This window comes from Actinokineospora alba (genome assembly GCF_004362515.1).
GTDB lineage: Bacteria > Actinomycetota > Actinomycetes > Mycobacteriales > Pseudonocardiaceae > Actinokineospora > Actinokineospora alba.
In genome coordinates this window covers 1791059-1810521 of record NZ_SNXU01000001.1, presented here as the reverse complement: position 1 = coordinate 1810521, position 19463 = coordinate 1791059, and the positions used below count along the sequence as shown (strand labels likewise).

The 19463-nt window shown below is 69.0% G+C and carries 16 protein-coding genes; 8 read left to right on the top strand and 8 right to left on the bottom strand.

Going from position 1 to position 19463, the window contains the following annotated elements:
* Positions 1-5: 5 nt before the first annotated feature.
* Positions 6-1475 carry a cytochrome ubiquinol oxidase subunit I gene (locus C8E96_RS08645; protein ID WP_091384314.1) on the bottom strand — a complete coding sequence of 490 codons (1470 nt, stop codon included), beginning with the start codon at positions 1473-1475 and terminating at the stop codon, positions 6-8.
* A gap of 97 nt (positions 1476-1572) precedes the next feature.
* Here C8E96_RS08645 and C8E96_RS08640 point away from each other — a divergent pair, with 97 nt between their 5' ends.
* Positions 1573-2160 carry a TMEM165/GDT1 family protein gene (locus C8E96_RS08640; protein ID WP_091384248.1) on the top strand — a complete coding sequence of 196 codons (588 nt, stop codon included), beginning with the start codon at positions 1573-1575 and terminating at the stop codon, positions 2158-2160.
* A gap of 1 nt (position 2161) precedes the next feature.
* On the opposite strand, the gene C8E96_RS08635 is transcribed toward C8E96_RS08640, so the two are convergent.
* From C8E96_RS08635 to C8E96_RS08620, 4 genes are read right to left on the bottom strand one after another with little or no spacing between them, the layout of a single operon-like run.
* On the bottom strand, positions 2162-2755 hold the full coding sequence (locus tag C8E96_RS08635) for a hypothetical protein (RefSeq protein WP_133794271.1): 594 nt from the start codon (positions 2753-2755) through the stop codon (positions 2162-2164).
* 37 nt (positions 2756-2792) lie between these two features.
* Positions 2793-3470, bottom strand: a complete 678-nt coding sequence (locus tag C8E96_RS08630) for a helix-turn-helix domain-containing protein (protein WP_091384242.1) — start codon at positions 3468-3470, stop codon at positions 2793-2795.
* Positions 3470-4660 carry a fumarylacetoacetase gene (fahA, locus tag C8E96_RS08625; RefSeq protein WP_091384239.1) on the bottom strand — a complete coding sequence of 397 codons (1191 nt, stop codon included), beginning with the start codon at positions 4658-4660 and terminating at the stop codon, positions 3470-3472. Before fahA ends, C8E96_RS08630 begins: the two co-directional genes overlap by 1 nt.
* Positions 4657-5523, bottom strand: coding sequence for a hypothetical protein (locus C8E96_RS08620; RefSeq protein ID WP_267463850.1), 867 nt, complete (start codon positions 5521-5523; stop codon positions 4657-4659). Before C8E96_RS08620 ends, fahA begins: the two co-directional genes overlap by 4 nt.
* 68 nt (positions 5524-5591) lie before the next feature.
* Between C8E96_RS08620 and C8E96_RS08615 the strand changes: the two genes are divergently transcribed.
* Positions 5592-6764, top strand: a complete 1173-nt coding sequence (locus C8E96_RS08615) for a homogentisate 1,2-dioxygenase (RefSeq protein WP_091384233.1) — start codon at positions 5592-5594, stop codon at positions 6762-6764.
* Here C8E96_RS08615 and C8E96_RS08610 read toward each other — a convergent pair.
* Complete coding sequence (locus C8E96_RS08610) at positions 6722-7822, bottom strand: hypothetical protein (RefSeq protein WP_091384231.1); 1101 nt, start codon at positions 7820-7822, stop codon at positions 6722-6724. The two genes, C8E96_RS08615 and C8E96_RS08610, sit on opposite strands and share 43 nt — an antisense overlap.
* Positions 7823-7940: 118 nt before the next feature.
* Between C8E96_RS08610 and C8E96_RS08605 the strand changes: the two genes are divergently transcribed.
* Genes C8E96_RS08605 through ligD (C8E96_RS08590) form a run of 4 tightly spaced genes read left to right on the top strand, consistent with a single transcriptional unit; the run spans position 7941 to position 11899 of the window.
* Positions 7941-8702, top strand: a complete 762-nt coding sequence (locus tag C8E96_RS08605) for a DUF2470 domain-containing protein (protein ID WP_091384229.1) — start codon at positions 7941-7943, stop codon at positions 8700-8702.
* Between the two features lie 10 nt (positions 8703-8712).
* Positions 8713-9519 carry a CPBP family intramembrane glutamic endopeptidase gene (locus C8E96_RS08600; protein WP_228770372.1) on the top strand — a complete coding sequence of 269 codons (807 nt, stop codon included), beginning with the start codon at positions 8713-8715 and terminating at the stop codon, positions 9517-9519.
* A 27-nt stretch (positions 9520-9546) separates the two neighbouring features.
* Entirely contained in the window at positions 9547-11001 is a 1455-nt protein-coding gene (gene ligD / locus C8E96_RS08595; RefSeq protein WP_091384226.1) for a non-homologous end-joining DNA ligase, read from the top strand.
* Entirely contained in the window at positions 10991-11899 is a 909-nt protein-coding gene (ligD, locus tag C8E96_RS08590) for a non-homologous end-joining DNA ligase (RefSeq protein ID WP_091384222.1), read from the top strand. The genes ligD (C8E96_RS08595) and ligD (C8E96_RS08590) overlap by 11 nt, the downstream gene beginning before the upstream one ends.
* A gap of 145 nt (positions 11900-12044) precedes the next feature.
* Here the strand turns inward: ligD (C8E96_RS08590) and C8E96_RS08585 are convergent, their stop codons facing one another.
* Positions 12045-12623 carry a DM13 domain-containing protein gene (locus C8E96_RS08585; protein WP_091384219.1) on the bottom strand — a complete coding sequence of 193 codons (579 nt, stop codon included), beginning with the start codon at positions 12621-12623 and terminating at the stop codon, positions 12045-12047.
* Between the two features lie 172 nt (positions 12624-12795).
* Between C8E96_RS08585 and C8E96_RS08580 the strand changes: the two genes are divergently transcribed.
* Positions 12796-13980, top strand: a complete 1185-nt coding sequence (locus C8E96_RS08580) for an arginine deiminase (protein ID WP_166658229.1) — start codon at positions 12796-12798, stop codon at positions 13978-13980.
* Between the two features lie 317 nt (positions 13981-14297).
* Positions 14298-14831, top strand: a complete 534-nt coding sequence (locus C8E96_RS08575) for a ferritin (RefSeq protein ID WP_091384216.1) — start codon at positions 14298-14300, stop codon at positions 14829-14831.
* Between the two features lie 819 nt (positions 14832-15650).
* Here the strand turns inward: C8E96_RS08575 and C8E96_RS08570 are convergent.
* The gene (locus tag C8E96_RS08570; protein WP_324187102.1) at positions 15651-19409 is read right to left on the bottom strand and encodes a M28 family peptidase; all 3759 of its coding nucleotides are present in this window, start codon (positions 19407-19409) and stop codon (positions 15651-15653) included.
* Between the last annotated feature and the right edge of the window lie 54 nt (positions 19410-19463).

Here is a 19463-nt window from a genome sequence, read left to right as displayed (position 1 = left end):
TCTCCTCAGTACGCGAACGCGAGCGTGTCGCTCGGCTCGTCGGGCTTGTCGGGCTTCTCGGGCATCACACCGGCGACCCCGGCGCGCACGTAGCGCGCGATCAGGAACACCTCGACCGCCGCCAGCGCCGCGTAGACCAGCGTCAGCGCGATCAGCGAGGTCAGCACCTCACCCACGGTCAGCCCCGACACCCCGCGCGCGGTGAACATCCAGACACCGTCCACACCGGACGGATTGGGCACGACGACGAACGGCTGGCGGCCCATCTCAGTGAAGATCCACCCCATGCTGTTGCCGATGAACGGGGTCGCGATGCCTGCCAGCGCCAGCCGCGGGAACCACTTCGTCCGCGGCAGCCTTCCCTTGCGGGTCAACCACAGCACGACCACGCCGATGAACGCCGACACCGCGCCGAAGCCGATCATCAGCCGGAAACCCCAGTAGGTGACCGGAAGCACCGGGACGTAGTCGATCGGCTTCCCGGACAGCTCCCCGAGCCGTTCGTCGACGGGGTAGTTGGTGCCGTACCGCTCTTGGTATTCGACGACGAGGTCCTCGACCCCACGGACCTCGGTGTCGAAGTCGCTGTGCGCCAGGAAGGACAGCAGCGCGGGCACGGTGATCGACTTGACGCTCTCACAGTCTGGCCTGCCCACGTCACCGATCGCGAACACGGAGAAACCCGCGGGCTTCTCCGTGTGGCACAGCGCTTCGGCGGCGGCCATCTTCATCGGCTGCTGCTCGAACATCAGCTTGCTCTGCAGGTCACCGGTGATGGCGAGGGCGGAGAACGCCACGACGCCGACCCAGCTGCCCAGCTTGATCGACGACCGCCACACCGGCTGGTCACCGCGGTCGCGCCAGAGGTGCCAGGCGCCGATCCCGACCAGGAACGCCCCCGCGACCGCGAAACACCCCGCCACCGTGTGCGGCACGGCGGCGACCGCGGTGTTGTTGGCCAGCACCGCCCAGATCGACGTCAGCCGCGGCCGCCCCTCGTCCATGACGACGCCCACCGGGTGCTGCATCCACGAGTTCGCCGCCAGGATGAAGTACGCCGAGGCGATCGTGGCCAGGCTGAACGCCCACGCGCAGGCCAGGTGCACCCGCTTGGGCAGCCGGTCCCAGCCAAAGATCCACAGCCCGAGGAACGTCGACTCGACGAAGAACGCGACCAGCCCCTCCATCGCCAGCGGGGCGCCGAAGACGTCGCCGACGAACCGGGAGTACTCGCTCCAGGACATGCCGAACTGGAACTCCTGCACGATGCCGGTCACCACGCCCATGGCGAAGTTGATCAGCAGCAGCTTGCCCCAGAACTTGGTCATCCGCAGGTACTTCACGTCGCCGGTGCGCACCCAGGCGGTCTGCATTCCCGCCACGAGCACGGACAGGCCGATGGTCAGCGGGACCATGAGGAAGTGGTAGACGGTGGTGATGCCGAACTGCCACCTCGCGAGATCAAGTACGTCCACCCGCTCAGCGTCGGGCACGGGCGGCCCGGCCGCCATGTCCCCGGGTCCTGCCTGGGCGGGACCTAGGTCCCGGTTAGGGTAGGTCGTGGGTACAGCATTGATCGCTTTCGCGGCCGCGTTCGGCCTGGTCTTCGTCGTGGAACTGCCCGACAAAACGCTGGTCGCGACCCTGATCCTGACCACCCGCTACCGGGCCTGGCCGGTCTTCCTCGGCGTCAGCGCGGCCTTCGCCGTGCAGGTTGTGATCGCCGCCGCATTCGGTGGCGTGCTGACACTGCTACCGGATCGGGTGGTGGCCGCCGTGGTCGCCGCCCTGTTCGGCATCGGCGCGGCGCTGCTCCTGCGCGAGGGATTCTCGAACCAGGACGACGACGGCTTGGACGAGACGGGACCGAACGTCCCGGTGTCGTTCTGGCGTGCGGCTCTGACCTCCTTCGGCGTCCTGTTCGCCGCCGAATGGGGTGACGCCTCCCAAATCGCCACGGCCGCATTGAGCGCGCGCTACGCGGAACCGGTGTGGGTGGGACTGGGCGCATGGGTGGCGCTGGTGTCGGTCGCGGGAATCGCGGTGCTGGTGGGCAGCAAGATCGCCGAGCGGATCAAGCCGCACCTGATCCAGCGGGTGGCGGGCCTGGTGTTCGCCGGGTTCGCGCTGGTCGCGGCCTACCAGGCCATCTTTGGGTGAGCTACGACCAGACGACGGGCTTCTCGGAGTAATGGTGGCCGTGGTAGTCGATCTCGGCCACGGAAACGCCGTCGGCCATGACGTGCCCGTAGCAGAGCTCGAAGGTCGATCCCTTGGTCATCAGCTTCTGCGGGGCGACCTGCTTGACCGCGCACTTGGGCAGCGGCGGCTCGATGATCGAGTCCCGGTGCCGGACTTTCCCATCGGAGAGTGTGATCTTGAAGAACACCGGGTCCAGGGCTGACATGTCGACGTCGCTCTCGTTGCGGAACGCCAGCCGGACGAAGTGCACCGACTCGTTCTTGATCTTCGAGCCGTCTTCGTTCACGTAGTCCGCCAGCGCCGAGGCAGGTTGTTTCTCCGCCGTGACGGTCACCGAGACCAGGCCCACCTCACCCACCGAGCGGATGGCGAGCACGACCGGTTCACCGAACTTGGCCTTCGTGCCGGGGACGGCCGAGCCCGCCGGATGGACGAACTTCGTCGCCGTCGGCTTCGCGGTCGTCGACGAGGACCGCGCGGGCGCGGCAGCGGGTGGCGACCCGCAGGCCGTCACCAACAGCACAAGGGCGAGCGAATACACAACACGACGCACGAAAGCCTCCCCAGGAATGAACCCGGAGGCTACGCGATTACTTCAGCGCCTCCGCCACAGCAGCGGCAGCGGCGATCACTTTGGGTCCGACGGTCGAGCCGTCAAGCGGCTCAAACGTCACAACCCCAACGCTCGCCCGCAACCCAGGAACCCCCAACACCGGCGCGGCAATCCCATGCGCCCCATGCTGCAACTCCCCGGTAGTCCCAATCCACCCCTGCTCATCCGACCGAAGCCCGATCGCCTTCCCCGAAGCACCCTTGTGCAGCGCATGACGGGTCCCCACGCGATAAGCCACGTGATACGCAGTCCACGAAGGCTCGACAACGGCCACCGCCTGAGCCTCATCCCCGTCAGCCACAGTCAGGTGAGCCGTAGCCCCCACCTGCTCAGCCAACGCCCGCAACGCGGGCAGAGCAGCGATCCGCAACTGCGGAGCCACCTTCGCCGCCAGCTGCAGCAGTCCCAGGCCCAACCGGACCCGAGACCCCTCCCGCCGGACCAGCCCGCGCGCCTGCAGCGGCACCAGCAGCCGGTAGATGGCCGCCCGGCTGGCGCCGATGGCCGTCGCCAGGTCGCTGATCGTCGGCGCCTCCGTGTCGGAGTCGGCCACCGCCTGCAGCAGCGCCAGGCCCCGGTCGAGGGTCAGCGAACTCTCCTTGCCCGCCGGGTTCGCCTGGCGGGCTATCGGACCGGTCGACCGGATGCCGGGCATCAGTTGGCCGCCTGCACGGTGCCGGTGACCTCGGACAGGCCGACCACCGAACCCTCCGGGCCGGGCGCGGTCGCGGTGATGACCACGGTGTCGCCGTCCTGAAGGAAGGTGCGCTCGCTGCCGTCGTCGAGGGTGATCGGCTCCTTGCCGCCCCAACACAGCTCCAGGAACGAGCCGCGCTGGTGCTTCTCCGGGCCGGAGATGGTGCCCGAGGCGAACAGGTCGCCCGGCCGCACGGTCGCGCCGTTGACGGTCATGTGGGCGAGCTGCTGCGCGCAGGAGAACGCCATGCCCGCGAACTCCGGGCGGGAGACGACGGTGCCGTTCCACTCCACGGTCAGCGACACGTCCAAGCCCCACGGCCGGTCTTCGACGAGGTACTCCTGCCGGGGGTGACCCGGGTCCGGCACCGGGATCCGCGCGGCGGTGAACGCCTCCAGCGGGGTGATCCACGCGCCGACGGACGTGGCGAACGACTTGCCGAGGAACGGGCCGAGCGGCACGTACTCCCAGGCCTGGATGTCGCGCGCGGACCAGTCGTTGACCGTGGTGACGCCGAAGATGTGCTCCGCCGCCGCCGAGGTGGAGACCCGGCCCGCGACCGGGCCGCCGCAGACGAAGCCGAGTTCGGCCTCGATGTCGAGGCGGGTGCTCGGGCCGAACACCGGCGCCGGGTCGTTCGGGCCCTTGCGCTGCCCGTGCGGGCGCACGATGTCGGTGCCCGAGACGACGACGGTGCCCGCGCGGCCGTGGTAGCCGACCGGCAGGTGCGTCCAGTTCGGCAGCAGCGGGTCGCCGTCGGGGCGGAACATCTTGCCGACGTTCTCGGCGTGGTCGCGCGAGGAGTAGAAGTCGACGTAGTCGCCGACGGTGAACGGCAGGACCGGGCGCACGTCCGTCAGCGGGACGAGCACCGCTCCCTCGGGCGCGGCCGTCGCCGTCACGAGTTCGCGCAGCCGCGCGCGCAGCGCCGACCACGTGGGGCGGCCCGCGGCGAGCAGCGGGTCGAGGGTGTCGGCCGCGACGAGCCCGGAGAGCTCGCCGAACGCGGCCGCCATGGGCCGCAGGGGCAGCGCGTGGTCGCCCACGCGGACCGCGACGCCCAGACCGTCCAGGACGCCGTAGGGCAGCGTCTGGGGGCCGAAGGGCCGGTCCGCGGCGAACGCGGGGTCCTCGATCCAGCTACTCACAACAGGCCCAATCCTTCGAGGTCTTCGACCGGCTCGGTCAGCGAGCAGGAACCGTAGGAGCCGAACACCGCGCGGACGGCGTGCGCCGCCTGGTCGGACAGGTCGGCCGCCTCGGCCGCCAGCGCCTTGCCGTCGGTGATCGACAGCGCCTCGCGGACGTCGCCGCCGGAGAGCAGCCGGGAGGTCGCGACCAGCAGGTTGAGGAACCCGTGGTGGACGAACCCGGTCGCGTCGTCGGCGTGCCGCACGGCGTTGTGCAGGCCGGCGGTCGCCTTGAACGAGGCCTCCCCCGCGCTGATGACCGACAGGAAGTCGGCGATCTCGTCGACGCTGGGGAACTGCTCGTGGCTCAGTCCGCCGCAGCGGATCTTGGGCCAGCTGCCGTGCTCGACGACGCGGCGGATGCCTTCGAGCCACTCGGGCCCGCCGCGGCGCGGCTCCACGACCCGGATGACGTCCTCGGGCACGAACTCGTTGACCCGCTCCAGCCAGACGTCGTCGACGTCGGCGGGCGCGGGCATCTCGACCATGCGCAGGGCGAGCAACTCGGCACGGGACTCGACGATCGACAGCGCCTTGGGCACGCCGCCCAGGCCGGTGTCGATGACGAGCGAGAGTGCGACGGGTTTGCCAGGCTTGGCCTTGATGAGCTCGGTGATCAGCTCTGGCAACCGCGAGGCCTGGCAGAGGAAGACGCCCATCACCCCGGAGCGTTCGCCGTCACGTCCGGCGAGGTGCAGACGCACCGCGTCGGGCATGGCGGCGTTGCCCGGTGGGAACAGGGCGGCGTCGTCGACAAGCCGCGCGAACAGGGGCGGGATGCCACGGGGACCGGGCGCTGGGAGTGGAACGGCGCTTGACACGGCTGACACGCTAGTAGTGTATCGGCAACTGAACAAAAATGTTCGGAGAACGAACGCCCGGAGGAGCAATGCCGTACTACCGCCGAGTCGGGGAAATTCCCCCGAAAAGGCACACCCAGTTCCGCTCACCGGAGGGCAAGCTCTACGCCGAAGAGCTCATGGGCGTAGAGGGCTTCTCCTCCGACTCCGCTCTGCTCTACCACCGCCACCTGCCCACGGCGATCGTGAACGCCGAGGTCGCGGAGGACTTCCGCGGGCCGCTCGTGCCCAACCACCCGCTCAAGCCGCGCGCGTTCCGCTCGCAGGACCTCAAGTGGTCCGGCGCGAACGCGGTGACCGGCAGGCGGACACTGCTCGGCAACTCCGATGTCGTCATCGGGTTCGTCGTGGCCACCGAGCCCAGCCCGCTCTACCGCAACGCGGTCGGCGACGAGCTGCTCTACTGCCAGGGCGGCACCGGCACCATCGAGACGATCTACGGCGCGCTGCGCGTCGAGGACGGCGACTACGTCGTCCTGCCGACGTCGACCACCTACCGCGTGGTGCCCGACGACGAGCTGCGGCTGATGACCATCGAGGCCAGCGGCCACGTCGGCCCGCCCCGGCGCTACCTCTCGACCAAGGGCCAGTTCCTGGAGCACGCGCCGTACTGCGAGCGCGACCAGCGCGGCCCGACCGAGCCGCTGCTCGTCGACGGCGAGGATGTCGAGGTTCTTGTCCGGCACCGCGCGGGGCTCACGAAGTTCACCTACGCGAACCACCCGTTCGACGTGGTCGGCTGGGACGGCTGCCTCTACCCGTGGGTGTTCAACATCCGCGACTTCGAGCCGATCACCGGCCGCGTGCACCAGCCGCCGCCGGTGCACCAGACGTTCGAGGGCCCGAACTTCGTGGTCTGCTCGTTCGTCCCGCGCAAGGTCGACTACCACCCGGACTCGATCCCGGTGCCCTACAACCACGCGAACGTGGACTCCGACGAGCTGATGTTCTACGTGCGCGGCAACTACGAGGCGCGCAAGGGCTCGGGCATCGAGATCGGGTCGCTGTCGCTGCACCCCGGCGGGTTCACCCACGGGCCGCAGCCGGGCGCGGCGGAGGCATCGATCGGCGCGGACTTCTTCGACGAGACCGCGGTCATGATCGACACCTTCCGCCCGCTGGAACTCGGCGAGGCCGGAACCGAGAGCGAAGACCCGCGCTACGCCTGGTCCTGGGCCAAGCGCGGACCTGACTGGTCCTGAAACACCGCGATCGTGAGGAACGGGTAGCCGGGCAGCCCGGCGGCGGCCTTGCCGTCGGTCGGTCCGGCTATCCACAGCAGCCCGGTCGCCGTCACGTTGGCGCGCAGTTGCCTGGCGCGGTGACCGAGCTTGACCCTGGCGGTCTTCCCGTCGTCCAGGGTCGCCACGAAACCGTGGCCGTCGGCGGTGACCGGGACTGAGCGCCACGGTCCGCTGCCGAGCAGGCGGTCCAGGGTGATCCAGTAGCGCAGCTTGCGGATCCGCCACACCAGCAGCGCGGCGAACGCGAGGGTGCCGATCCCCAGGCCGATGGACGCGCCGAGATGGGCGCCATAGGCCCCGCGCTGAATCAGGTCGACGACCAGAACCACCGCGATGAGCAGCAGGATCGCGGGTCCGATGAGGTCGGTCTTGGCCTGCCGGCGCGGGGTGGCGATGGACTTGGCGAGGACGGCGTCCGCGGCGGCGAGCGGGACCCTGAGCGGGGCTTCCTGCTCGACGGCGATCTCGTAGCCGTTGGAGACGTCCTCCTTGACGACCTGGGCCGGGCCCAGTGGGAGCGCGAGGCCTGCCGAGCGGATCGCGACCCAGCCGTCGGCGCTCGGGCCGACGATCCAGATGCGGCCGGTGCGGGCGAGGACCTGCTGGGCGGCCCACGGGAGGGCGTTGGCGCGCAGGCTCAACTTGGTCTTGCCGTCGTCGACCCGCATCTTCGTCCGGGGCAGGCCGCGGCCGGACCGGTAGACCTTCACCGTGGCCTCGCGCCACGGCTGTTCCTTGAGCAGCTTCTCGGCGGGCCGCAGCCAGGTGCCGACCAGGCTGAAGCTGACCACCGTGGCGATGAGGAACGCCAGCGCGATGACGCCGAGGACCGCTGTCGCCACCCAACCCACGCGAAGGAAGATCGCGGGGACACCGAAGACGACGGCGCCGACGGGCAGGCCGAGCAGCGGGACGCGCAGGTCACGGTAGGCGCGGGCGGTGTGCGGGTCGGTCATGGCGGGGATGTCCGTCGGCGGCTCCACCGCTGGAGCCTCGCGCCGCTGTGCCTTGCCCATGCGTCCTCCGATCCGGTACTACCGAGGCGGCAGCGTAACCAGTTCGTGGGATATCCGGTGCAGGACTTCCCACCCAGCCGTCCGAGAAGTTAGGGTTACCTAACTCAGGAGGTCGAGCGTGAGCAGTCAGCGTCCCCCGGCACCACATCCAGCCGAGCGCGCCCGCACGATCGCCGCCCTGGGCGGGCGCGCCACCCTGCTCCCCGCCTGCGGCGCCGACCGCATCACCCCGTTACTGCACCACGTCCACGGCGACGGCTCGGTCAGCGTGCTGATGACCGACGACCACCCGCTCGTCGGCGCCGCCTGGCAGGCCCCGCGCGGGGAGCTGCCGACGATGGTCGAGATCGCCGACCAGGCGCCGGTCCCGCTGCGCGAACCGGTACGCGGCCTGCTGTGGATCACCGGCTGGCTGCGCGCGCTGTCCGCCTACGAGGCACGGGCGCTGGCGGTGCTGGTCGCCGAGGACCGGCCCGACCCGCGGCTGCTCGACCTCGGCCATGGCTCCACGATGCTGCGGCTCGACCCGGCCACGATGGTCCTGGCCGACGCCGAGAGCACCCACTCCGTGCAGCTCGACACCTTCATCGAGGCCGCACCCGACCCGTTCGTCACGTTCGAGGCGGGCTGGCTGCGGCACCTGGAGATCTCGCACACCGACGTCGTCGGCGCCCTGGCCCGGCACCTGCCCAAGGAGTTGCGCGGCGGACACCTGCGCCCGCTCGGGCTCGACCGGTTCGGCCTGCGGCTGCGGGTCGAGGCGATCGACGCCGACCACGACGTCCGGCTGGCCTTCTCCCGCCCGGTGAGCACCCCCGACGAGCTCAGTGACGAGCTGCGCAGGCTGGTCGGCTGCCCCTTCCTGGCGGCGCGCGGGTAACTTGCCGTCCGTGGCGAACCTGCGTGCCTGGCTGGCCCCGGAGCGACCCGGCGACGACCTGATCACCGACCAGCGCGAGCGGCGCATGGTGTGGATCGAGCTGGTCATCGTCCTCGCGGTGACCCTCGGCCTCTCGGGCCTGAGCAGCCTGCTGTCCCTGGTCGACGCGCTCTTGCAGCCGGTGGCGCTGAGCGACCAGACGGTGGCGATCAACGTCCCGCAGGCCGATGTCAGCGTGATCGACCTGCTCAAGCAGCTGCTCGGCGCGGTCCGCCTGGTCGCGTGGGGCGGGTTGGGCGCGTACCTGCTCTACCGCTCCGGCATGCGGCTGGCGGCGGTCGGCCTCGACCGCACCCGGCTGGGCGCCGACGCGGCCGCCGGGGTCGGTCTGGCCGCGCTGATCGGCGTGCCGGGCCTGGGTCTCTACCTGCTCGCCCACGCGCTGGGGCTGAACCTGGCCGTCGCCCCGTCCACTTTGGACGACACATGGTGGCGGCCGATCATCCTGACCATCCTCGCTGCGGGCAACGCGTGGGCCGAGGAGATGCTGGTCGTCGGCTATCTGATCAGCAGGCTGCGCCACCTCGGCTTCCGCGAGAACACGTCGCTGGTGACGGCCGCGATCGTGCGCGGGTCGTACCACCTGTATCAGGGATTCGGCGGGTTCATCGGCAACGTGATCATGGGCCTGGTCTTCGGCCGGATCTGGCAGCGCACCAACCGGCTGTGGCCGCTGGTCATCGCGCACACCCTGCTCGACTTCGTCGCCTTCGTCGGTTACTCATTGCTGCGCGGCAAGGTGTCCTGGTTGCCGTAGGTCTGACGCCCAGGTACCAATGACGGCATGGCAGGACTCGGCGAATACCGCCGGAAGCGGGACGCCGGGCGCACGCCCGAGCCGATCCCGACCGACGACGCCCTGCCGACTGGGAACAACGACACCTTCGTCATCCAGGAGCACCACGCCAGCAGCCTGCACTGGGACGTCCGGCTCGAACGCGACGGCGTGCTCGTGTCGTGGGCGGTGCCCAAGGGGCTGCCGACCGAGCAGGGCGACATCCGGCTCGCGGTGCACACCGAGGACCATCCGATGGAGTACGCGACCTTCGAGGGCGAGATCCCGAAGGGCGAGTACGGCGGCGGGCGGATGGTCATCTGGGACCGGGGCCGCTACGAGACCCTGAAGTGGAGCGACCGCGAGGTGGCGGTCATCTTCCACGGCGAGCGGGCCGAGGGCCGCTACACGTTCTTCCACGGCGGCAAGTCGGCCAAGGACTGGATGGTCCGCCGCTCCGAGCCCGCGCGACGCGCCGACGGGGAGCCGCTGCCCGCCACGCTGCTGCCGATGCTCGCGACGGCGGGGTCGCTGCCGCCGACCGACGACGACGAGCTGTGGGCGTACGAGTTCAAGTGGGACGGCGTGCGCGCGGTGGCGCGGGTCGAGGGTGGGCGGATCCGGCTGCTGTCCCGGGTGGGCAACGACGTCACCAACAGCTACCCCGAGCTGCGCGCGCTGGGTGAGGAACTGGGCAGCACGCGGGTGTGGCTCGACGGTGAGATCGTCGCGTTCGTCGACGGGAAGCCGTCGTTCTCGGCGCTGCAGAAGCGGATGCACGTCTCCGACGAGCGGCTCGCCCGCAGGCTGATGGCCGATGTCCCGGTCACTTACATCGTGTTCGACGTGCTGCACCTCGACGGCCACTCGTGCGTCGACCTGCCCTACGAGAAGCGCCGGGAGCTGGTGGAGCGGCTGGAGCTGCGCGGCCCGCACTGGAACATCTCACCGAGTTTCCCCGGGCAGGGCGCGGCCGTGTTGGAGACCGCGCGCGAGCAGTCCCTCGAAGGGATCGTCGCCAAGCGGATGAGCTCGCGGTACTTCCCCGGCAGGCGCTCCGCGGAGTGGGTCAAGATCGCCGAGGTGCGGCCGCTCGAAGTGATCATCTGCGGCTGGCGGCCCGGTGAGGGGCGGCGCAGCGACGTGTTCGGCTCACTGATGCTCGGGCTGCCGACACCTGAGGGGCTGCAGTACATCGGCCAGGTCGGCACCGGGTTCACTGAGGAGATGCTGCGCTCGCTGACCGCGAAGCTGCACAAGCTGGAACGCAAGAAGTCGCCGTACCACGGGGAAGTGCCGCGCGATCGGGCTAAAGGCGCGCACTGGGTGAAACCGGAGCTGGTCGGTGAAGTCGTGTTCCGCGACTGGACCAACGACGGCAGACTCCGGGCGCCCGCCTGGCGCGGGCTGCGGCCGGACAAGCGGCCAGAGGACGTCGAAGGGCGGGATCCGGATGGCCGGTGACGTGCTGGTCCAGGTCGAGGGGCAGCGGCTGCGACTGTCCAATCTGGACAAGGTGCTCTACCCGGAGGACGGGTTCACCAAAGGCGAGGTGATCGACTACTACAGCCGGATCGCACCGGTCATGCTGCCGCACCTGGCCGAGCGACCGGTCACCTTCCGCCGTTTTCCGGACGGGGTGGGCAAAGCGGGGTTCTTCGAGAAGAACGCCTCCCGGCACGCGCCGGAGTGGGTCCGCACGGTCACCATCGACACACCGGGCAGCAGCACCGGCGCCGAGAGCCTCGACTTCGCGGTCCTCGGGGATCTCGCCTCGCTGGTGTGGGCGGCGAACCTCGCCGGGCTGGAACTGCATGTTCCACAGTGGACAGTCGGGCCGCGGGGCGCGGCCCGGCGGCCGGACCGACTGGTGTTCGACCTCGACCCTGGCGCCCCCGCGACGATCGTGGAGTGCGCCGAGGTGGCGCTGCGGTTGCGGGAACTGCTGGTGGCGGACGGGCTGGAGGTGGTCGCGAAGACCAGCGGGTCCAAGGGGATGCAGCTCTACGCCTCGGTCACCACGTCCTCGGCGGAGCGCACGTCCGACTACGCCAAGGGGCTCGCCGAGCGGCTCGAGGAGGAGCTGCCGAAGCTGGTGGTGTCCCGGATGGCGAAGGACCTGCGGCGGCGCAAGGTGTTCATCGACTGGAGCCAGAACAACCCGAAGAAGACCACCGTGGCGCCCTACTCGCTGCGCGCCCGCCCCACACCCACCGTGTCGACCCCGGTGACCTGGGACGAAGTCGCCGCGTGCCGAAAGCCCGCGGACCTGTCGTTCACCGCCGACGAAGTCCTGGACCGCGTCGACGACCACGGCGACCTCTTCAAACCCCTCCTGACCAAGGGCCCCAAACTCCCCTAACCGCGCGTCGCGAGTTCAACGTTCAGGACAACGAGTTCAACATTCAGAACATCGAGACCAACGTTCGCGAGATCGCGAACCAGAGCGTGATGTTCTGAATGTTGAACTCGTTGTCCTGAACGTTGAACTCGCGACAGCCTGCGGGTTAGAGGGGCAGGGGGGCGGCGCCGAAGGCGACGTTGAAGCGGTCGCACCAGATGACGACGCTGGACAGGCCAGCCAGGTCGGTGCCTGCCGGGATCTCGTAGTTCTGGTTGCCGTCGGTGGCCTTGAGCTTGCCGAGCTTGACGTAGCGGCCGTCGTCGAAGGCGCCCTCGGGAGCGCCCGCCTTGGCGTCGCTGAGCCAGACGTGCACGTCCGGGCCGTCGGAGGTGGAGAAGCCTTCGAGGCGGAGCAGGCGGGTGCCGTTCTGTTCGAGGACCCGCGCGGTGCCCGCCGTCGGGTGCTCGTGGCTGCGGAACGCGCCCTCGGCCAGCACCTTCGGGCCCGCGGGAGGCGCCATGGACGTGGGCGCCATCGGCTCGGTGCTCGCAGGCGCCATCGGCTCGGTGGTCGCGGGGGCCTGCTGGGAGGTTGTCGCCGCGAAACCTGCCGGGAGCGCTTCGTCGACGGTGCTTCGGGTGAAGATCTTCCAAGGCTGGAACGCCCACAATCCACCGGCCAACAGCACCAGCGCGGCGACGAGCACCACCTTGGTCGCCCTTCGACGCAACAAGTCGCGCATCAAACCGACCTTTCGCTTAACGTTTCGAATACTCAAACCACGATGCCTGGCTTTCTTCTCCATTCTGCCGGTTGGCGGGCCGCATTTTCCTTACCGAGTGGTTACGCTGCGACTTGTGACAGGTCAGATTCCGGACGTCCCCGACGCCGAGCAGGTGGCCCCCGCGCCCCGCGTGGACAGCGAAGTCGGCCCGCTGCGGGCCGTGCTGTTGCACCGGCCGGGCAACGAGCTCAAGCGGCTCACCCCGCGCAACAACGACCAGCTGCTGTTCGACAGCATCCCGTGGGTCGACCGCGCCCAGGACGAGCACGACGCGTTCGCCGACATCCTGGGCGGACGCGGGGTCGAGGTGCTACGGCTGTCCGACACCCTGGTCGAGGCGCTCACCGACGAGCGGGCGCACGCCGCCGCCGCTGCCACCGCCGTCGACCGCCGCAGGCTGGGCAACGAGCTCGCCGAGTCACTCGCGGGTTATCTGTCCACAGTGGACGCCAAGGGTCTCGCCGACGTCCTCACCGCGGGCATGACCTTCGAGGAACTCCCCGCCGCCGAGGGCGCGTCCCTGGTGCGCAAGATGCACCACCCGCACGACTTCGTCGTCGACCCGCTGCCCAACCTGCTGTTCACCCGCGACTCGTCGGTGTGGATCGGCAACCGGGTGGCCATCGCGTCGCTGTCGATGCCCGCGCGGATGCGGGAGACGGCGCTGCTGGACCTCATTTACGCCTACCACCCACGTTTCCGGGCGGCCGGCCGCGCGTACGGCGCCCACTCGGCCCCGGTCGAGGGCGGCGACGTGCTGCTGCTGGCTCCCGGCGTCCTTGCCATCGGCGTGGGCGAGCGCACCACGCCCGCGGGCGCGGAATCCCTTGCCCGCTCGGTGTTCCACGACGGTTTGGCGCACACGGTGCTGGCGGTGCCGATTGCGCAGGACCGGGCCACGATGCACCTGGACACCGTCTGCACCATGGTCGACCGCGACGCGGTGGTCATGTATCCCGCCGTCCGCGACACCCTGGTCGCCTACTCCATGCGCCCCGACGAGGCAGGCGGCGTCCACGTCGAAGGCCCCACCCCGTTCCTGGAGGCGGCGGCCACCGCCATGGGCATCGAGCGCCTCCGGGTGATCGACACCGGCCTCGACCCGGTCACCGCCGAACGCGAACAGTGGGACGACGGCAACAACACCCTGGCGGTCGCGCCGGGCGTGGTCGTCGCCTACGAGCGCAACGTGGAGACGAACTCGCGACTGGAGGACGCGGGCATCGAGGTCCTGCGAATCAGCGGCTCGGAACTCGGCACCGGCCGCGGCGGCCCCCGCTGCATGTCCTGCCCGGTCTCCCGCGACGCGATCTAGAGAGTCGGAAACGCAGCGCGACGCCACGGTGACCGTCTGAATTCAAGAGGGTTGTCGTGGCGCGCGCCGGCTATGGGGTGATCAACCCAACAGTGCGCGAATCACCAGGAACGTCACCACGCCGAACACCGCGAGCAGCGCCAGCACCGCCCCGGTCTGTGCGGTACGCATCATGAGCGCCAGTCCGTCACCATGGGAAACCTCCGTTGTCCGGCCGATCGTGGCACTCAGTGGGAGCCCGCGCCGGACGGAACGGTTCCCACGATTCGGTGAATCCGGTGAACACGGTGGGTGTGGGCCGGGCGTATCGTCTTGCCATGACTTCCCAGTTCCACAAGCTGCTGCAGGCACAGATCCGCAACGAGTTCACCGCGTCCCAGCAGTATGTCGCCCTCGCGGTGTGGTTCGACAGCCAGGACCTGCCGCAATTGGCGAAGCACTTCTATCGCCAGTCGCTTGAGGAGCGCAACCACGCGATGATGATCGTCCAGTACCTGCTGGACAACGACATCGCCATCACCATCCCCGGCGTCGACGATGTGCGCAACGAGTTCGAGGAAGCCGCCGAACTGATCGCCCTCGCTTTGGAGCAGGAACGCGGCGTGACTGATGACGTCATCGCCTTGGCAAAGGTCGCCCGGGACGAGGACGACTACAAGGGCGAACAGTTCATGCAGTGGTTCTTGAAGGAACAGGTCGAAGAAGTCTCGTCCATGTCCACCCTGCTCAACGTGGTCCGACGCGCGAATGGCAATTTGTTCGACGTCGAGAACTACTTGGCCCGCGAATCGGTCGGCCCCCAGGCCCCGGACCCGCTTGCTCCTCGCGCCGCAGGTGGAACAGTCGCCTGACCCTGGCCCAGCAAGCCTTAAGGGACGCTCTTTATCCCTGAACCCAGGGACGAGCGAGCCTCGATGGACGGCTCTTCGCCCCTGCACTTCCCCCTTGCCCCTCGTCCTGGCCGCTTTTAATTCTCGATCATCGCTGTCAAGGGTCGCGCAGCGATCGCGCAGCGACGGCCGCTTGCGGCCGCCCTTGACAGCGATGATCGAGAATTAAACAATCGCGCCAGAGGGGCCCACCCACTTCTCTTTGGTACCAACAAGAAAAGTCCCCCTCGGCCACAATTGTTTAACTCTCGATCATCGCTGTCAAGGGCGGCCGTAAACGGCCGTCGCTGCGCGATCGGCAAGCCGACCCTTGACACCGATGATCGAGAGTTAAAGATGGCCAGGACGAGGGGGCAGGGGGTAGAGCAGGGATTAAAAGCCAAAGACCGCCAAGGCAACCCCATTCAGGGTGGGGCTGTGGGCGGTTTGGTTGGGCTGTGCGACTCGGCCCAAGTTGGTGGATGCAGGCTGAGTAGTGGTGTGGGCTGTGTTGTTTGGCTGGGCGGCTCGGGCCGAGTTGGTGGAATGCAGGCCGAATGATGGTGCGCGCGGCGCAGTTGGGCTATGCGGCTCGGACTGCGTTGGTGGGATGCAGGCCAAGTGATGGTGGTGTGGACGGTGTTGTTGGGCTGTGCCGGCTCGTCTTGGGGTTGTTGGTGCGGGGGTGAGGTCGCGCATCTTGGGTTGGCGGGGCATGGGTAGCGGGTGTGCGAGCTTTGGCTCCCACAAAACAAAAGCGCCGCCACCCGAGGGTCGGGGTGGCGGCGCTCTTGCTTGTCGCTAGAGGTTCAGCGACCAGTTGTTGATGCGACCGGTGTCATTGGTCGCGATGTCCTGCACGCGCAGTTTCCAGGTGCCGTTCGCCGTTTCGCCCGACAGGTTGACGGTGAAGGTCTGCTTCACGTCGTCGGCGCTGTCGTTCGAGCTGGAGTTCTTCAACCGGAAAGTGGTGCCATCCGGGGCGACCAGGTCGATCACCACGTCACCACGCCACGTGTGCGTGATGTCGACCGGCACCGTTGCCGTCGCCGACGGGGTCGACGAGCAGCCGGAGATGACGATCGAGCTTTCCACCGTGGTGTTGTCCGCGATGGTCACCGGCGTGGTGTTGCTGCCGGTGCAGCCCGGGGGCGGCGGGGTGGTGGTGCCGCTGACGGCCTGCTTCCACAGGGTGTACGCGATGCCGTCAGCCGCACGGTTCAGGTGCGTGTTGCTGATGTTGCTCGTGGTGTCGCATGACTGGTGGTAGCAAGCGTCGTACGCCGCACCCGAGGTGCCGCCCCACTTGGTGGCCTGCGCCGACGTCTTCCGTGCGCTGGCGCCCATGGCGTAGCCCGAGGTGGGGATTCCGCCCTGCTGGAACGAGTAGTCGTCCGAGCGGCCCTGGCCTTCGGTGTTCTCCTCCGGCTGCAGGTTGAGCGAGTCGTAGTACGCCTTCATCGGGGCGGACGCGGTGGAGTTCAGGTTGTTGATGAAGTAGCCACCGTTCTTCGACGCGATCATGTCGAAGTTGTAGTAGGCCTTGATCTTCGCCTTCTCCGTCGACCCGAGGTTGTTGACGTAGAACTCCGAGCCGTTGAGGCCCTGCTCTTCGTCGGTCCACCAACCGAAGCGGACCCGGTTGGTCATGGTCGGGTTCTTCTCCGCCAGCACGAGAGCGGTCTCCAGCAGCGCCGCCGAGCCCGAGCCGTTGTCGTTGATGCCCGCGCCCGCCGAGACGCTGTCGAGGTGCGCGCCGAACATGTAGACGGTGTTCGCGTCGCCCTTCGGCCATTCGGCGATCAGGTTGTTGCCCGAGCCGCTGGTGCAGCCCGAGGTGCAGGTCTGCTCGGTGACCGTGTAGCCGGCCGCCTCCAGCTTGCCCTTCACGTACGCCACCGAAGCGCGGTAGCCCGCACTGGTCGAGCGGCGGTTGCCGCCGTTGTTGGTGGCGATCTGCTGGAACTGGGTGAGGTGCGCCTCGACCTTCGCGATGTCGATGTCGGGGATACCCGGCGTCGGCGTGGTGCCCGTGACCGTCAGCGAGTACGACGCGGTCTTGGTGACCGAGCCCGTGCCGGTGATGGTGATCGGGTAGGTGCCCGGCGCCGCGGCGGCCGTGGTGGCCAGCGTGAGGGTGGACGAGTTGCCCGAGGTGACCGTCTGCGGGCTGAAGCTCGCGGTCACACCGGACGGCAGGCCCGACGCGACGAGCGAGACGTCCTGCGCGCTGCCGCTGGTGGTGGTCGTGGAGACCGTGGTGGTCGCCGAAGCGCCCGCCGCCACGCTGCCCGAGGTGGGCGAGACCGCCATGGAGAACTCGTTGGTCGGCGTGCCGGTGCCCAGGGTCAGCGACCACGTGTTGATCCGGCCGGTGTCCTGCGACGCGATGTCCTGCGCCCGCAGCTTCCAGGTTCCGTTCGCCGTCTCGCTCGACAGGTTGACGGTGAAGGTCTGCTTCACGTCGTCGGCGCTGTCGTTCGAGCTGGAGTTCTTCAGCCGGTAGGCCGTGCCGTCCGGGGCGACGAGGTCGACGACCAGGTCACCGCGCCAGGTGTGCGTGATGTCCACGGGGACCGTGCTCGACGCCGAGGCGTTGCCCGAGCAGCCGGAAATGGTGATGGAGCTTTCCACCGTGGTGTTGTCCGGGATGTTGACATCGGTGTCGTTCGTGCCCGAGCAGGTGCCGCCCGGGTCGCCCGAGCCGATGGTCAGCGCGAACGTCGCCGTCCGACTCACCGCGCCCGCGCCGGTGATGGTCACGTTGTACGTGCCCGCCGCCGCGGCCGAGGTCGAGGTCAACGTCAGCGTCGACGAGGAGCCGGAGGTGACCGACGTCGGGCTGAACGCCGCGGTCACACCGGAAGGCAGGCCCGAGGCGGAGAAGTTGACCGTCTGCGCCGTGCCCGAGGTGGTGGCGGTGCCGATCGTGCTGGTCACCGAGCCGCCGCCGGCCGGGATGGTGCCCGAGGTGGGCGAGGCGCTGATCGAGAAGTCGTTGCTCGGGGTGCCCGTGCAAGTCGGCTCCCCGGTCTGCGCCGGAACCGAGACCGCCAGCCACGCGGCCTTGGTCGCGTTGAAGTTGGTGCAGTCGTTCGGCCACAGGTTCTTCGCGGCGTTCAGCGTCGCGACGCGGGCCTTGGCGTGGGTCCACGACGAGGTCTTCGCGAGCAGACCGTTGTAGAAGATCTTGCCCGCGTTCTGGATGCCGATGCCGGTGACCGAGGCCGGGCCGCCGGAGCAGATCGGGCTGGCCGGCTTGCCCGCCGGGGCGGAACCCTCGGCCAGCAGGTAGAACCAGTGGTTCTGCGGACCGGCCGCGGCGTGCACCCCGGTGTTGGGGATCGACGACGAGTAGCAGTTCGGGTGGTTCTTCTGCGACGGGTCGTACATGTTGCGGATCGGGCCGTTGCCGCTGAGGTTGATCAGCTCACCGACCAGGTAGTCCGGGGTGTCGTTCGGGTGGTTGACGTACTGCTCCAGCATCGCGCCGAAGATGTCGCCGGTGGACTCGTTGAGGCCACCCATCTCGTTGCCCGAACCGGATCCACCGGGGGTGTTCTGGAAGATGCCGTGGCCGTACTCGTGGCCCACGACGTCCATGACGGTCAGCTGCTTGGTGTTCGCGCTGTTGTTGCCGAACTGGGTGCCGCTGCCGGTCCAGTACGCGTTGACCGCGCCCAGCTTGACCTCGGCCTGGAAGCCGCGGCCCGAGCCGTCGATGCCGTTGCGGCCCAGCCACTCCGAGAGCATTCCCCACTGCTTCTGCACGCCGTACATGACGTCGACGCAGGCGCTCTCGCCGTCGGTGGCGCCGCCGTTGCCCCAGCTGTTGTCGGGGCCGGTGTACGTGGAGCCCTGGTACGGCTTGCAGGTGATGCCCGGCCGGTTGGGGTCGGTCATCGAGTACGAGGAGCCGGAGCCGGAGGTGTCGATGGTGACGTTGCCGTAGTGGTGGCCGTGGCCGTCGCCCGCCTTGACCTCGTCGTACTCGTCGATGACGTAGCCGTTGAGGGCGTCGACGAACACGTGCAGGACGCTCGGGTCGGTGGCGGTGTGGCCGCTCAGCACGATCTCCCACGCCAGCTTCGGCGTGCCCCAGGCCAGCACGACCAGGCGCGCGTCCTTCTCGCTCTCGACCCGCGGAAGGTGCCGCTTGGCGGTCGCGCGCGCGGCGTCCACGGTGATCCGCGGAGCGGCGGCGACGTTGAGCGGGCGGTCCTGCGCGACGCTGGAGCTGACGACGTTCGCGCCGGCGTTGGTGACGACGACGAAGTCGCCGCCGACGACCGGGAGGCCGCGGTGCTTGCGCTCGTAGGCGATGTAGTTGAGGCCGTTCTGGGCGCTCGTCACACCGGTCTGGAGGATCTCGTCGTCGTTGGTGGCGTGGAACCGCGCGCGGTTGGCCGCGACATGCGCGTCGGCCGCGGACACGGCGGCGGCCTGCGCCTGCTGTGCCAGGCTCTGCGGCGGCGGGGCGGCCCCCGCGGGCAGGGATACGACGAGCGCCCCGGCGGCCACCACGGCCGCCAGGAGTGCTGTCGACATGCTTCGTCTCACGACTTACTCCTTTCACCCGGCGCGTGCCGGGTGATCAGGTGTGCAGGGTCGGCG

What these genes read in the sequence shown, in the direction of transcription:
- C8E96_RS08630 (WP_091384242.1), bottom strand. Translation starts at nt 3,470, where the DNA reads ATGCCCGGCATCCGGTCGACCGGTCCGATAGCCCGCCAGGCGAACCCG.
- C8E96_RS08615 (WP_091384233.1), top strand. Translation starts at nt 5,592, where the DNA reads ATGCCGTACTACCGCCGAGTCGGGGAAATTCCCCCGAAAAGGCACACC.
- C8E96_RS08610 (WP_091384231.1), bottom strand. Translation starts at nt 7,822, where the DNA reads ATGGGCAAGGCACAGCGGCGCGAGGCTCCAGCGGTGGAGCCGCCGACG.
- ligD (WP_091384226.1), top strand. Translation starts at nt 9,547, where the DNA reads ATGGCAGGACTCGGCGAATACCGCCGGAAGCGGGACGCCGGGCGCACG.
- ligD (WP_091384222.1), top strand. Translation starts at nt 10,991, where the DNA reads ATGGCCGGTGACGTGCTGGTCCAGGTCGAGGGGCAGCGGCTGCGACTG.
- C8E96_RS08585 (WP_091384219.1), bottom strand. Translation starts at nt 12,623, where the DNA reads ATGCGCGACTTGTTGCGTCGAAGGGCGACCAAGGTGGTGCTCGTCGCC.
- C8E96_RS08575 (WP_091384216.1), top strand. Translation starts at nt 14,298, where the DNA reads ATGACTTCCCAGTTCCACAAGCTGCTGCAGGCACAGATCCGCAACGAG.